Here is a 14,988-nt window from a genome sequence, read left to right on the forward strand (position 1 = left end):
TAATAGATGCACTCTTTTTAAAATCGCCACAAGATACTTGATACATTCATCAAATACCATTTTCACCTCTACGCCATTGGCATCGGTGGAGGTAACGGAATGCCTTTCGCATCAAGTTTGAGAGGAGCCTTAACCTCCTGAATCTTCTCTGCATTTTTCGCCTCTAATGCCAAAGCCTTTTCGTCGCTAAGCGCTTTGGCGACTTTTGCATCCATTATTCTTTCTGCTTCAAGTCGCTTTGTGCTATCAAGTGAATATTGTTTTGCCTCTTTAGCTATTTCAGCTCTAATTTTATTACCGTCATTATTGTTCTTATTTTCAGTCCATAGTTTCACTGGACCTTTTTCTGCCAACTTTAATGTTAATTCTTGGATAACATTGTTCATTGTCGCTGCCGACTTAGCATCCAAACCTGCGTGCTTCGGTTTGGTATTCATCTGATTACCGGCGAGTTTAGCGGTTCCCTGATGATGCACACTCTGTTCTTTAGGCATCGGAGGCGGTAACGGAATACCTTTCGCATCGAGTTTGAGGGTGATATTGACTTGGCCCAATTCCATTTTAGATTTTTGTTCTGCTTCCAACGCCAACTTTGCTTCGGCCTCTTTTGCTTTGGCAATTCTCATATCATCTTTGATTTCTTTGGCAATCCGTATAGGCTCTTCAGACTTATACTTTGCCTTCGCCGCATCTATTTCTTTTTGAAATTTATTGGGTTCGCTGCTTTTTTTATTTTCAACTATGTCACTGGTTTTGTTTCGCGCTTCCAGCTTAAGTTTTAATTCATTGATAAAATCTGAATTTGCCTCCAATGGCTTGGTGTTCCGACTTGCCGTATTTGGTTTGACATGCGTTATTACGTCAGCCAAAGGTATTTTCGTTTCACCAGAAGTGTCCTGCTGTGCTGCATTTACGTTAACATTCGGCAAGGTCGTCGAGAGTAAAAGATGTTTTTGTTGGCGTGATTCATTAAGTGCATGACGAGCTACTTTAGCCCCGATGACCGATAGAGGTACATGCTTAACTTTCTGAACATGCTTGATAAAACGCCCAACTCTCTTATTGTTGTTTTCTGGTGATTTCTGATTAATGCTTGTGTCACCAACATGACTAATTGACGTTGTATTCTTACTGCGATGAGCATTTATTTCCATTGTGTACTATTTCTATAAGGTTTCATCGAAACAAAGTAGCAAAGCGTCGCTACCAACTCTTTCAAAAACCGTATAGCCATGTGTATAAAAAAATAAGTCATACTCCTTCAACATAGAATAATCAGATGCACGGTTTAGGAACACTCCCACAGCGATTGGAGAGTACACCTAATTTTATCTCAGGATCGGTGTCGATATACTGTAGTTCAACTGCAAACAGGGAGAAAAAGAGATGAACAAATATTAAATGCATCAACATAAGCATTGTTCATTTCTCACTAGCACATGGAATCAACACAGTTGATATCGATTGAATAAAAAAGGTTCACTCCTTCCATTATCAGTCAAACACTGCACCATCTATTTACGCCTCATTGCCGCTTGTACAGGGCATTTTTTTTCGAACCTAACGGATATGGATGCTGTACTCGTTTTGTACAAATTACTAGTGTGAAAATAAAAATGAAAAATAAATATTCTTGGCAACAGATCGTATTACATTGGATTTCTGCAGTGATTATTGTTTGGGCAACGGTAACCGGTTTTTATGTTGCGCTATTTGATGTCGCTCCGACACTGAAAACGCTGATAGGATTTATTAATGTCTCGCTGACAACACTGTTTATCCCTGTGTTCATCATTAGATTGTATTACTACTTTACAGCAGAAAAACCTGAAGAGATCAATACCACACGATTGACAATATTTATTGCTCATGCGGTACATTTTATTATTTACTTGAACATTATGATAGTCATGGTGACTGGAGTACTGATGATGGAAAGAGACATTAATGTTTTCGGTCTCTTCATGATTCCGCAACCGATTCATAACTTGGCGGTGACCTCAACCTTCAATACTGTCCATATTATTTCCTGTACCACCTTAGCAGCATTAGTATTATTACATATCGCAGCAGTGATCAAACATGAACTTAGCGGAAAAAGAGTGCTTAAGAGGATGTCGCTTTAGGTAAGATGCTGGTCTGAAAGTTATTGCCTGAAAGAACTCGCTTTTTGACTTAAGCAATAATAGCTTATCTAATGCAATAACTGATCTTTTCTCAAGTATTCTCAGATACGTTAAGTAGTATGAATTCATTTTTTGATGGCTCAGTATTATTGATTAATGTATGAATTTGGCACACTCAGCAATAGTATGGTTAATTCCTTTGTAGTGTGAAAAATATTATGCCCTAATAGAATAGCAAAAAAAATTTAATACATAATTTTAGGATTTTAAAGATGCTATTGAAAGAAGAGTGCATCCAGTTACTTAGCGATGGGAAACTCACATATAAAAATATATTCACGCTTGAATGTTCAATCAACAAGTTGACTGTTCACTCTAGTCAACAGACTATTACCTTGACTGAAGGGCAAAAAAGACTTCTTGTCGCCTTACTCAAAGGGATTAATTGCAAGCGTAAAATCATTAGTTTGGTTTGGTATGAGAATCATCAACGAATAAGTGACAATAATTATCATCAGTTGATTTTTCAGCTACGAGCGCTATTACAACGCAATAGTATTCCTGGGGATTTGATTATCACTATTCCTCATTATGGGCTTAAATTAAACGACTCATTGATGGGTATTAGCCACCTGCAATCAGGTATCAACAAGAAACAGCAGGAGGGAAATGCTGATGATGCTGTGTCTAAGCGCAATATAAATTCGGCATTGACCCGAATTTATAATATTGGGCGATCTTTATTTACGTCTTAACCACTGGTCTAATTTTGATTAATAGAAATCTTTTACCCTCAATGGGCTGGATAGCGTTTTCCAGAATAGGAGTAATCAAAATGATTGCTGCTCTTGCGCTTGTCATTTTAATTCTGTCACGCATTGAGCATCATATTATTCCATTATGGCCGTCGGAGCTGCCCTTAGTTGTAGAAAAAACGTCCGTCCGCCATCATAAAAATGATGTTGAAAAACATAATGTTATAGATATTGGTGGATTAGGAATATTTCCAACAGGAGCGGCGGATACCGTTAAGAATATTTATCGCGTGGGCTATTTATCGCTAGAAGACCCCTTGTTTCTTCAGGCTCCCCTTAGTCATCTCCCCCTTAACTTAGTCGGGGTACTGAGCAGTAGCGTACACGAAAATAGTCTGGCCATTATTGAACAAAACAAGCGGCAACGTTCATATATCCAAGGCGATGAATTAACAGAGCATAATGCAGTGATAGTGAAAATATTCCCCGACCGTATCATCCTGAATCAGCAAGGATATTATAACTCACTGTTATTGAACGAACATTAATCGGACGTAAAACTGAGTACATAAAGGCTGCTTAATTTGTTAAGTCGATGCTGAACAATACCTGTTCACGCGAGCGGCAATATTATTTCTGTTGGGACGGATGATGGTACCCACACATAGATTAAAGATGAAAAAATGACATTTAATCACAATTTAACTTCAAGTCCTGAGCAGAAAAAAAACATTGTCGGCTCGAGCTTCTCATTCTTTGGCATCTTAATGCTATTTTTGCTTTATACGGTATTTATCCCACAGGCGAATGCAGAAACATACTCAGCCAATTTTAAAAACACGGATATTACTGAATTTATCAATACGGTCAGTAAGAATTTGAATAAAACGGCCATCATCGATCCCGCAGTGAAAGGGACGATTAGCGTCCGCAGTTACCAAACCTTGGAACCTGAACGCTACTATCCTTTTTTCCTGAGCGTCTTGGAGGTTTATGGTTTTACCGTGGTCAATATGCCAGGTGACATCATTAAAATTATTCCCGCCAAAAATGCCAAAGGCTCTGCTATTCCACTTATCGACGGCGAAAATCCAAGTGAAGGCGACGAAGTTGTCATGCGCGTGGTGTCGCTGCATAACGTTGCGGCTAAAGAACTGGCTCCACTACTCCGTCAGTTAAACGATGCCGCTTTCGGTACTGTCGTTCACTATGATCCTTCCAATGTTTTATTGCTGACAGGCCGTGCTGCCGTTATCAATCAATTAGTTGCAATCATTAAAAATGTCGACAGTGCTGGCGACCATACGGTTGAGACCATTAAGTTACAGTTCGCATCAGCGACCGAAGTCGCCCGTATTGCGCAAGCGCTACATAAAAACAATGGCAAGAATACCGGCGGAAGAATGTCCGCCAGCATTGTCGCAGATGAGCGAACGAATTCGGTATTGATTGGTGGTGAGGAGCAAGTCCGCAAGCGGATGATTGGCACCGTACTAGAGCTGGATACGCAAGGCGATATTCACGGTAACACCAAAGTTATCTACCTGAAATTCGCGAAAGCAGAGAGCCTGTTAGACATACTCACCGGCGTCAGTAGCAATCAGCAAGAAGGTAAGAACCCAGCGGGTTCCACTGCTGCCATGATGAAAAACGTGGTGATTAAAGCGGATGCGCAGACCAATGCCTTAATCATCAATGCAACCCCCGACCTGCTACGCGATCTTGAACAAGTGATCGCTCAGTTGGATATTCGCCGCGCGCAAGTTTTGGTCGAAGCCATCATTGTGGAGGTTCAAGATGATAACAATCTGAATCTCGGGGTGCAGTGGTTTAACAAACAAAATGGCGGGACTCATTTCCCCGATATGGGCACATCAGCCAGCAATGATCTTTCCTCCGCGCTGAAAAACGTCACCGGTTTGGCCACTGGTTTTTATCGCGGTAACTGGAGTGGCCTGTTTACTGCACTTCGTACCAATAATCAAAACGATATTTTGGCAACACCCAGTATTGTCACGTTGGACAATATGGAGGCTGAATTCAGTGTCGGCCAAGAAGTCCCTATTTTGAGCGGTTCTCAAACCACCACTGGGGATAACATTTTCAGAACGGTTGATCGTAAAAGTGTCGGCATTAAGCTCAAAGTCAAACCGCAGATCAATAAAGGCGACTCCGTCCTGCTCGAAATAGAACAGGAAGTTTCCAGCGTGGCGGCAAAAGCCCCGAACGGAACCGGTGACTTGGGCGCAACCTTCAATACCCGCACCGTGAAAAATGCGGTGATGGTTGGCAGTAATAATATCGTGGTCGTCGGTGGCTTATTGGATAGCACTAGCCATGATGTCACCAGTAAAGTCCCGCTATTAGGTGATATTCCCGGTATCGGCGCTCTATTTCGCTCAACCACACAACAGACAGTAAAACGTAACTTAATGCTATTTATTCGCCCGACAATTATCCGTGAACAAGATAGCTATATCGATGTAAGTGATCGAAAACGCGATAAATTCCAGCAAGAACAGAATGTAGAACGTAGTCATGCTGATGGGCAGCGCATCAAAGAAAATCTGAATAAAGCCTTGTCTGATGGCCAATCGTTAAAAGATTTGCGCCAAGATGTCAGTGCGTTTTACGCCAAGGGGGCATGATGAGCCAGCAATCATTACCTTCATCCCCCTTGCCCTTTGCTTGGGTACAACAGCATGGCGTGTTGTACCAGCAACATTCCCTTTATGGCGAACAGCTCTTGTTTCGGCAAGCTGCTAGCCCAGAAGCATTACTGGAAGCCAGGCGCATTCTGCCTTTGTGTCAGTTGCAATTTGTCAGTGATGACGTGTTTGAATCCTGCATGGTGGAACATTATCAGCAGGATTCCGATCAAGCGCGTCAAATGATGGAAAGCTTGGGCAATGAAATTGATTTATGCCAATTAGTGGATGCCCTGCCACAAAGTGACGATCTGCTGGACAGTGATGATGGCGCGCCGATTATTCGCCTGATTAACGCCATGTTAAGTGAGGCGATTAAAGAAGGCGCATCCGATATTCATGTCGAACCTTTTGAACGCCAATTAGCCATTCGTTTTCGCGTTGATGGTGAATTACGTCAAATTTTGACACCGCCGCGTCAATTAGCAGCATTGCTGGTTTCTCGCATTAAGGTGATGGCTAAGCTGGATATTGCCGAAAAACGCTTACCTCAAGATGGCCGTATTGCTCTGCGTATTGCCGGCAGAGCCATTGATATCCGTGTTTCTACCCTACCTTCCAACCACGGTGAACGTGTTGTTATGCGTTTGCTGGATAAAAACAATATGCGACTCGATCTGTCGCACTCGGGCATGACAGAAGAGAAGCAAACGCTATTTAGCCAAATTCTGAAGCAGCCCCACGGCATTATCTTGGTGACCGGTCCAACAGGGTCAGGCAAAAGTACGACGCTCTATGCCGCACTCCAGCAGATCAACAGCCAATCGCTCAATATCATGACGGTAGAAGACCCTATCGAATATGACTTGGATAATATTGGTCAGACTCAGGTCAACCCGAAAGTTGACATGACTTTCGCCCGTGGTTTACGGGCTATTCTGCGCCAAGACCCTGATGTGGTCATGATTGGTGAAATTCGCGATACCGAAACCGCACAAATCGCCGTACAGGCTTCTCTTACTGGCCATTTGGTCCTGTCGACCCTGCATACCAACAGTGCCTGCGGTGCCATTGGCCGTTTGCAGGATATGGGGGTGGAGCCATTCTTGCTGAGCAGTTCCCTTATCGGTGTTCTGGCACAACGTCTGGTACGGACGCTTTGCCTGCACTGTAAGAAAGAGGCGCAAGTCAGTGCCGAGTCTCTTCAACATGTTGGGTTGTCGTCATCAGATGGCAAAACGGTCTCTCTCTACCATCCCGTGGGCTGCGAACATTGTAATTTCACTGGCTATCGAGGCCGTACCGGTATCCACGAACTGATGATAATAAGCGATGCCTTGCGTGAAGCCATTTCACAAGGGCGCAGCGAAGTTGAATTAGAAAAAATGCTACGTGAGCAAACCCAGACCATTCGCCACGACGGCATCGAAAAAGTGTTGTCCGGTGTGACCAGCTTGGAAGAAGTGCTGCGCGTGACAAAGGCCAATGAGTCATGATGCAATTCCGCTATGTGGCCCTCACCGCGAACGGAAAGAAATGCCGAGGCAAACTCAGCGCAGAATCTTCCCGTGCTGCACGGGCACAACTGCTCGAACAGCAACTAACGCTGATCAGCATTGCGCCAGCAACGGATTCCCCTCGCGCGTTTTCACTTTCACTGGGGCGGACTCAGGATAATATTCGTGGCAGCGAACAGGTCTTGTTGACCCGCCAGCTATCAACGCTGGTCGCGGCGGCATTGCCATTAGAAGAAGCCTTACAGGCGCTGGCGCAGCAGAGCGAAAAGCCCCGCCATCGCGCACTGCTGCAACAGGTGCGCAACAAAATATTGGAAGGGCAATCCCTCGCCGATGCGCTAGCCAGTTTCCCCAAAACCTTCAGTCCGTTATTTCGCACGATGATCGCTGCGGGTGAAGCCTCTGGTCACTTGGATAAAGTCCTACTGCGGCTGGCGGATAATGCCGAACAGAGCCAGAAGCTCAAAAGCAAAATGCAGCAAGCGCTCATCTACCCACTGGTATTGACCGTTGTGGCGGTGGCCGTGGTGGCGATCCTGCTCACTGCGGTCGTGCCAAAAGTGGTCGAGCAATTCGTTCATATGCAACAAGCCCTCCCTTTATCCACTCGTCTGCTTATCACCTTCAGTGATGCCTTACGAGAATTTGGTCTTTGGGCTGTATTGGCTTGCCTGACATCAGCAGTGGGTATGCGGCAATGGTTAAAATCCGCCAAAAATCAGCTTTGGTGGCATAAAAAAATGCTGGGTTTGCCCTCGATAGGCCGCGTCGTGCTGGATCTCAATCTCGCCCGTTATGCCCGAACCCTAAGCATCCTCAACGCCAGTGCTGTCCCTCTTTTAGAAGCCATGCACATCAGTGCCTCGGTTTTGGTCAATCACTACGCACGCCAACAATTAATCGAGGCCAGTGACAAAGTGCGCGAAGGCAGCCGTCTGGCATTGGCTTTGGAATCCACCGGTCTCTTGTCCCCCATGATGCGCCATATGATCTCTTCGGGCGAAAACAGTGGCGAGCTAGACAGCATGCTAGAACGTGCCGCCGACATTCAGGAAAACGCCTTCGTCAACCGTATCACCATCGCATTAGCGCTGTTTGAGCCATTACTCGTCGTCAGCATGGCGACAGTCGTGTTGTTCATTATTCTCGCTATTTTACAGCCCATCTTGCAGCTCAACAGCATGATGGGATAACCCTTAATTATCGACTCAAGGAAGACTTATTCATGAAAAATCAGCCAGCTAAGTTAGCGCGCAATACTGCCCAAGGTGGTTTTACCTTGCTGGAAATCATGGTAGTCATTGTCATTCTTGGCGTACTCGCCAGCCTCACCATCCCTAGCCTAATGGGGAATAAAGACCGAGCAGACAACCAAAAAGCCGTCAGCGACGTGGTGACGTTAGAGAACGCATTGGATATGTACAAATTAGACAATAGCCGTTACCCCAATACTGAGCAGGGGCTGAAAGCGCTCATTATCAAACCAACGGCAGCACCGATCCCCAAAAACTATCGCGTCGAAGGTTATATTCGCCGTCTGCCCGCCGATCCATGGGGACATCCCTATCAGTTGATCAGTCCTGGTGAGCACGGCGTCATTGACATCTTTTCTGTCGGACCCGATGGCGTAGCGCAGACTGACGATGACATCAATAATTGGGATATCGGTGCCAATGGCGGAGAGCAGCCATAATGCCCCCGATGACCGTCAGTAAAAGCCCTCGCGGTTTCACACTCATGGAAATTATGCTGGTTTTGGTCTTGCTCGGTGGGATCGCAACGCTGGTATTGAAAACGTTGCCGTCTTCATCCCGCGAGATAACAGATCAGAGCAATCAGTTAGCCGTAGCCATGCAATGGGCTGCTCAGCAAGCGGAGCAAGATGGCAAAATCTACGGGCTTTCTATTTCCCCTCATCATTGGCAATTGATGACGCTCAATCGCCAGCCCCATGACAAAGGCGAAAGCTATTTATGGCCTCACCATTACTGGCATCCCATCAAAAGCGGGAAGCTCAAGCAACAACGTCAGTTATCGGCCGCGTTGACCCTCGAATTGACCCTACAGGATCAACCGGTCCCACTGAATACATTGCAAGATAGCCCTCTCATTGATGAACCCAAGATTATCTTTTTTCCGGGTGGGGAGCGTTCACAATTCGAGCTCACTTTGCGTGACAAACAGGGGCATACCCGCGTCATTACCGAGCAAGGTATACCACCGGATGCTGAAAAAGCTCATTCATCAATTCCATCGCCTAATGACTTAACGGGGACGGCAGCGAGATGAATTGCCGTGGAATGACACTATTAGAAGTGTTAGTTGCCTTAGTCGTGCTGGCGTTAGCCGGCATGGCTGTTATCAAAAGCACTGGCGAACAAGTCAGGAATTTAAGTCATCTCGAAAAAAAGCAGTTTGCTGCTTGGGTCGCTGAGAACCAATTAGTCAGGTTACGGCTGCAAAATGTTTGGCCAGAAGAACGGTGGCATGAAGGTGAGAGCATCATGGCCGATACCACTTGGTATTGGCGCTGGCGCGGAGTATCCACATCGAATATGCAATTGCGGGCGCTGGAAATTGAGGTGGCTGAAGACGATCGCTTTACCGTGGCAATATCTGAGCTGCGCAGTTATCAGGTGAAGCCGTGAGTTCCGCTAAACAGCAGGGGTTCACGCTGTTAGAAATGATGTTAGCCATCGCCTTGTTTTCCCTCGTTTGCTTAGTGGGCTACCAATTGTTGCAAGGGGTGTTGCGTAACAGCGAACTGACCCAACAACATGCGACGAGACTGGCCGATATTCAGCGCGCGTTTACCCTGATGGAAAATGATATTTCCCAAGCCAGGAGTCGGCCCGTCACGGCTTTGTCTTTACCGGCAAGCCGTGATTTCAATTATTTCACAACGGGGGAATCCAACAGTTTGACGCTCATCCATGATAATTGGCGCAACCCTGCTGCTTTTCTCCCGCGCTCCAGTCTGGAGAGAGTGACTTGGCGCTTTCAACAGGGAAAACTAGAACGCCTAAGCCACTATCAACCCGATAGCAATCAGCAAACTGCGCCAAAATTAGTCGTCACACTGAGCAATATTAGCGCCTTCCAGTTGCGTTTTTGGTCCCAAGGCCGCTGGCATGATAACTGGAATCAAGGCCAGACCTTACCTGAGGGCGTTGAAATGACCTTAGAGACAGATGACTTTGGCCCCTTGCAACGTGTTTACTTCCTGACGGTGAATCATGAGAAATCATAACCAGCAAGGCATGGCTCTGTTGGTCGTCTTAATGATCACGGCCTTGATGACCATGATAGCCGTCAATATGAATGACTATGGGTTACGTGCAGTTAATCGAGCCACCAGCACGCAGTTTCAGTTACAGACTAAATGGTTGCTGCTTAGCGCGGAATCACTGGTTAAGCGCCAGCAACTATCATCTTTGCCCGTCGATAAAATACATTTAGGCCAGTCTTGGGCACGGGCAGACCAGCAAATGGTGCTGGATGGCAACCCAGTTAATTTTAGTCTTCGCGATAGACAAGCCTGCTTTAATCTCAATGGAATAGGCCAAAATCGGGGAACTGAAGGGGAGAAAGAGACGTCCGATAAGGTCTATTCCCAGCAGGTTTTTCACTCTCTCTTGCTGACGTTAGGATTGGATGCCACTCAAGCGAAAAACATGACTTTGGCGTTAGTAGACTGGATTGATAAAGATGATCTCGCCCGTCAGGGTGGCCGTGAATCCGCACAATATCGAGACCACCAACCCAAGCTGATGCCAGCCAACCGCCCGATGCTCAATATTAGCGAGTTCCGAGTCTTAGCGGGCGTCGATCAAGCCCTGTATCTGCGATTGAAGCCTATGATTTGCACGCTACCCACTCAAAATCTACGCATTAACGTCAATACATTATCGCCTGCACAAGCACCGCTCCTCGCAGCGCTTTTTCTCGGGGAAATGTCCGTTGAAACGGCACAACAACTGATTGCCGCCCGTCCGGCCAATGGCTGGCAATCCGTCAATGATCTCAAACGTTTTACGCTGGACAGCAGCACTGCATTTACCCAAGCACAAACCGCTATCACATTGACCAGCGACCACTTTGAACTGTCGCTCTGGTTGGACGAAGAGCAACGCAACAATAGGATCCGCAGCCAACTTCAACGTGATGGACACGTTTTCCACGTCATCTCCCGTCAATACGGTCTTAGTGATTGAAATGAAATCGATACGATTAACGAAAAATAAAAGTCAGCCGAATGCGTTATTTATCTGCCCTCCTAGCGTAGAAGGGCAACCGATCCACTGGTATTACCAACCTCATCAAGGCACTGTGCAAGCAGGTGAATTGGCCGATGAAGCCGCATTGCCTTCTCTTTTACCATTGGCGAAAACAAGCCAGATAACCCTATTACTCCCCGCTAAAAATGTGTTACTCACCACCGTTACCTTCAATGGCAAATATCGCCGCCAGCAGCCCCAGCCGTTGGCTTGGCAACTTGAGTCAATCTGTCCCGGTGATGTTGAGCAACTGCATCTTACCGTTATCCAACAGCAGGGGGCGCGGTTCTCCATCGCTGCCATCGATAAAAACCAGCTACAGCAGTGGTTGGATGGATTAACGCAGGCAGGGCTCACCGCGACGAGGGCATTGCCTGATGTGTTGGCATTACCCTCACCTAACGCCGGTTGGGCCGCAGCGTGTTTTAATGATGTGTGGCTGATGCGTCAATCGGCCACACAGGGTTTTAGTGCGAATGAAGAAGAGCTGGGGTTTATTCTAAGCCGTTATCCCTCACAGCCGATGATTTTGAGCTACAGCCCACGTCCTGCAAGCGAATCAACCTGGATGCAAAAAAACGAGCAGCCCATCTGGCCGCTTTTGGCCCAAGGCACACAGGAAAGCTCAATCAATCTACTGCATGGCGACTTCGCGCCCCCCCGTTCGACCAAACCGAGAGGCAATAAACTGCTGGGTGCTTTAGCCGCAATCTACCTACTGACCTTTGCTATCCAACCGGCGCTCACTGGCTACCGAGCACAACAGCAAGCTGAGCAATTACAACAAAAAACGCATCAGCTATACCGACAAAACTTTCCCAATGCCGCCATCCCCAAACAGTGGGTTTCAGGGATTGCGCAGCAGATCGATCAACGGGAAAAAGACGCCATACCCTCAGGTCTGCTGGCACAGTTGAGGGCGGCAATGCCCGTCCTACAGTCGTTAAAAGACGTGAAAGCCCAAGCCATGGAATGGCGTGAAGATGCGCTAGTGTTGACATTCAATCTCCCCGAGCAGGAGCTTCAGGCGCGCTTGCCACACCAATCACCACTGCCAATCCAAGTAACGACTCATCCCATGGATCAGCAAAACACACAGTTAACGATCAAAGGTGCCCACAATGATGACCAAGCTTAAGCAACACTGGCTAAAGACGAGCCAACGTGAGAAAGGGATGATAGGTTTGGCGGGTGTGGTCTTACTGGGGTTTCTCCTGCAACAGGGTGTTTTGGCTTCGCTCACTGGCTATCAGCGCCAAAGCGAACAGAAGTTGCGCCACGCCGAACAGAATTTCACCGCATTATGGCAGCAACAAGATAGAATTGGCCGCCTCCAAATAACGCCTCCGCCGCAATTCCAGCTATCGGCTGACAGGGCGGTACACGAGAGTGCGCGTCAGCAAAAAATAACCCCCGTTTTGCTGGATGCCAATGCCAATCAGGCAACTTTAGCCCCGATGACACTCCCCTTCCCTCAGTTATTGATCTGGCTAGATCTGCTGGAAAAACACTATGGCCTGCAAGCCAGCCACTTGAAATTATCCGTTGATGATGAGCATCCAGATCAGGTTCACATCGCCACATTGGTGCTGCAACGAGTCAAAGGGGCGACACTTTAATGGCGACACTTGCTATGGTTCAAACTATCGGCCCACTTTGGTGGGGCGGTTTGGCTCTATTTGGCTTGTGCGTTGGCAGTTTTCTCAACGTCGTCATTTATCGTTTGCCGTTGATGCTAAACGAGGAAAATCGCCACCATTTCAATCTTTGCCTACCGCATTCCCATTGCCCTCAATGCCAAGCCCCGCTGAAATGGCGGGATAACATTCCGCTGTTCAGTTGGTTGTTGTTACAGGGAAAATGCCGCCATTGCCGCAGCGCGATACCGGTGCGTTACCCGCTAATCGAAATGATCACCATGGGCGTAACGGTACTGATTGCAGCGCTCATTCCTCTGGGCTATCCCTTGCTAGCAGCATGGCTTCTCAGTTGGATGTTAATCGCCCTGACGATGATTGACATCGACCATCTGCTATTACCGGATAACTTAACCTTCCCGCTACTCTGGGCTGGGTTACTTTTCCATTCAGTTGACAATACATTGCCACTCAGGGATGCCGTCATCGGTGCAGTCAGCGGATACTTGATTTTATGGTGCCTTTACTGGGCCTTCTGGTGGCTCACCAAACGTGAAGCGCTCGGTTATGGCGATTTTAAACTGTTAGCCGCTTTGGGGGCTTGGCTAGGATGGATGGCGCTGCCCTCATTACTGCTCATGGCATCATTGATGGGAATCGCTTTCTCACTGGCTGCCCGTATGTTGAAAGGCAGGTCATTGAACACACACCTTCCCTTCGGGCCATTTCTCGCGCTCAGTGGTTGGCTGCTATTCCTACAGTATTACCGTTAATATTGAGGTGAGCCTCAAGGAAGAGGCTCATAGGGGGAGTGAGAAGTTTACTTATCCCTGAGGCTTCAAGGATTTAGGGAGGATACTGACTTTTGCGTACGTTGTGCCTCATCGACAAAATCAACCATCACTAAATCGAGTTCTGTACATAACGACTTTTCCGCATTGTTTTCTCTGACGAGTGCTTGATAACGTTCTTGGCTCTGCTCACCCAGCAATTTATAAGCAGGCGCGCCAGTATCCCAATGACGTGAAACAGCCAAATTCAGCGCTGTTTTTATCAATACCGCTTCATCCGGAACAGCCGACCGCTGACAATTCTTCTGTAAATATTGCGCTCCAGCAACTAATGCTGACAATTGTTTTATTTGCTGATGGGCTGAAGGCTGACTTATTTTACTAATAGGCTGCTGGCAACCTGTTAGCAAAACCAAAGGTAAGAACCAAATTATATTTCGCATAGCTGATAACAGTATTTAACTCATTCGTGATAAAGAGCGAATGATTTTAAAGCAACTGTTCAATATAAAATACTCAGACATCCTTATTTGATGGGAAAAGTACTCTCCATTTTTTGGAAGCAATTAATTCCAAATAATTAAGGCCGCGATGATGACCTTAAAATTTCACACCAACGCTGCATAACTAACCGATAAATACTGATAACCATCTAAAAACATTGGAATTTATTATTTTTCACCACACTTTAATATCTATAAGGACAAATAGATTCCAAATCCAATCGTATTCATCTAATTTTTGCCTCGTCGAGAATATTATTTTTTAATCAGTCACTATCAGGAAAATAATTATTCTGCAAAAAGCATCATTAGAAATAACGCCAATAACGTTCCGATGAAATGGATCAATGGAACACATTTATAAAATGGGAAAGCAATAAATGAAATTGAATAAAATCATGTTAGCAATGGTCGTGATGTCAATCAGTGGTAGTGCATTGGCACATGGTTATATCGAAAACCCACCATCACGTAACTTGCTGTGTCACGCTGACGGTAAAAATCTAAATAAAGAGTGTGGTGCAGTGCAGTATGAACCACAAAGCTCGGGCGAAACTGCCGACGGTTTCCCTGAAAAAGGTCCTGCGGACGGTAAACTGGCCAGTGGCGACAACTGGATCAGTAAAGATTTGAATCAGCAAACCGCTGAGCGCTGGGCAAAAACAAAAATGAAAGCCGGTGTACAGCCGTTTACATGGGTCTTTACTCAGTCGCATCCCATCGCCAGTTTCAAA

At 46.3% G+C, this 14,988-nt stretch carries 17 protein-coding genes; 15 read left to right on the forward strand and 2 right to left on the reverse strand.

All coding sequences use genetic code 11. The features are described 5' to 3' along the window. Positions 1–68 precede the first annotated feature (68 nt). Positions 69–1,154 carry a hypothetical protein gene (locus tag BN68_RS12245; RefSeq protein WP_019211451.1) on the reverse strand — a complete coding sequence of 362 codons (1,086 nt, stop codon included), beginning with the start codon at positions 1,152–1,154 and terminating at the stop codon, positions 69–71. 462 nt (positions 1,155–1,616) lie between these two features. On the opposite strand from BN68_RS12245, the gene BN68_RS12250 reads away from it, so the two are divergent. From BN68_RS12250 to BN68_RS12315, 14 genes are all read left to right on the forward strand, one after another. Further along, positions 1,617–2,126 (forward strand): cytochrome b, encoded by a 510-nt coding sequence (locus BN68_RS12250; RefSeq protein WP_019211452.1) that lies wholly within the window; start codon positions 1,617–1,619, stop codon positions 2,124–2,126. A gap of 272 nt (positions 2,127–2,398) precedes the next feature. Then, complete coding sequence (locus BN68_RS12255; protein ID WP_019211453.1) at positions 2,399–2,881, forward strand: winged helix-turn-helix domain-containing protein; 483 nt, start codon at positions 2,399–2,401, stop codon at positions 2,879–2,881. A gap of 80 nt (positions 2,882–2,961) precedes the next feature. Then, positions 2,962–3,429 (forward strand): type II secretion system protein N, encoded by a 468-nt coding sequence (locus tag BN68_RS12260; protein ID WP_019211454.1) that lies wholly within the window; start codon positions 2,962–2,964, stop codon positions 3,427–3,429. 219 nt (positions 3,430–3,648) lie between these two features. Beyond that, a complete protein-coding gene (gene gspD, locus BN68_RS12265; RefSeq protein ID WP_186375646.1) occupies positions 3,649–5,529 on the forward strand; it encodes a type II secretion system secretin GspD in 1,881 nt (626 codons plus the stop codon). Continuing rightward, on the forward strand, positions 5,529–7,025 hold the full coding sequence (gene gspE, locus BN68_RS12270; RefSeq protein ID WP_019211456.1) for a type II secretion system ATPase GspE: 1,497 nt from the start codon (positions 5,529–5,531) through the stop codon (positions 7,023–7,025). Before gspD ends, gspE begins: the two co-directional genes overlap by 1 nt. Next, on the forward strand, positions 7,022–8,239 hold the full coding sequence (gene gspF / locus BN68_RS12275) for a type II secretion system inner membrane protein GspF (RefSeq protein WP_042806663.1): 1,218 nt from the start codon (positions 7,022–7,024) through the stop codon (positions 8,237–8,239). The genes gspE and gspF overlap by 4 nt, the downstream gene beginning before the upstream one ends. Positions 8,240–8,271: 32 nt before the next feature. Next, entirely contained in the window at positions 8,272–8,739 is a 468-nt protein-coding gene (gene gspG / locus BN68_RS12280; protein ID WP_019211458.1) for a type II secretion system major pseudopilin GspG, read from the forward strand. Further along, entirely contained in the window at positions 8,739–9,335 is a 597-nt protein-coding gene (gene gspH, locus BN68_RS12285) for a type II secretion system minor pseudopilin GspH (protein ID WP_019211459.1), read from the forward strand. The genes gspG and gspH overlap by 1 nt, the downstream gene beginning before the upstream one ends. Continuing rightward, positions 9,332–9,694, forward strand: coding sequence for a type II secretion system minor pseudopilin GspI (gspI, locus tag BN68_RS12290; RefSeq protein ID WP_019211460.1), 363 nt, complete (start codon positions 9,332–9,334; stop codon positions 9,692–9,694). Before gspH ends, gspI begins: the two co-directional genes overlap by 4 nt. After that, a complete protein-coding gene (gene gspJ / locus BN68_RS12295) occupies positions 9,691–10,296 on the forward strand; it encodes a type II secretion system minor pseudopilin GspJ (RefSeq protein ID WP_019211461.1) in 606 nt (201 codons plus the stop codon). Before gspI ends, gspJ begins: the two co-directional genes overlap by 4 nt. Further along, complete coding sequence (gene gspK, locus BN68_RS12300) at positions 10,283–11,260, forward strand: type II secretion system minor pseudopilin GspK (protein WP_019211462.1); 978 nt, start codon at positions 10,283–10,285, stop codon at positions 11,258–11,260. The genes gspJ and gspK overlap by 14 nt, the downstream gene beginning before the upstream one ends. Position 11,261: 1 nt before the next feature. Beyond that, positions 11,262–12,461: a type II secretion system protein GspL gene (gene gspL / locus BN68_RS12305; RefSeq protein WP_019211463.1), complete on the forward strand. Its 1,200-nt coding sequence runs from the start codon at positions 11,262–11,264 to the stop codon at positions 12,459–12,461. Next, a complete protein-coding gene (gene gspM / locus BN68_RS12310; RefSeq protein WP_019211464.1) occupies positions 12,445–12,942 on the forward strand; it encodes a type II secretion system protein GspM in 498 nt (165 codons plus the stop codon). Before gspL ends, gspM begins: the two co-directional genes overlap by 17 nt. Beyond that, positions 12,942–13,733 (forward strand): prepilin peptidase, encoded by a 792-nt coding sequence (locus tag BN68_RS12315; protein ID WP_019211465.1) that lies wholly within the window; start codon positions 12,942–12,944, stop codon positions 13,731–13,733. Before gspM ends, BN68_RS12315 begins: the two co-directional genes overlap by 1 nt. A 65-nt stretch (positions 13,734–13,798) precedes the next feature. Here BN68_RS12315 and gspS read toward each other — a convergent pair whose 3' ends face one another. Then, a complete protein-coding gene (gspS, locus tag BN68_RS12320) occupies positions 13,799–14,194 on the reverse strand; it encodes a type II secretion system pilot lipoprotein GspS (protein WP_019211466.1) in 396 nt (131 codons plus the stop codon). A gap of 440 nt (positions 14,195–14,634) precedes the next feature. On the opposite strand from gspS, the gene BN68_RS12325 reads away from it, so the two are divergent. After that, positions 14,635–14,988 (forward strand): lytic polysaccharide monooxygenase (locus tag BN68_RS12325; RefSeq protein ID WP_196796394.1); only part of this gene is annotated, 354 nt, incomplete at its 3' end.

Origin of the sequence: Yersinia massiliensis CCUG 53443 (assembly GCF_000312485.1) — a bacterium.
Taxonomy (GTDB): Bacteria; Pseudomonadota; Gammaproteobacteria; order Enterobacterales; family Enterobacteriaceae; genus Yersinia; species Yersinia massiliensis.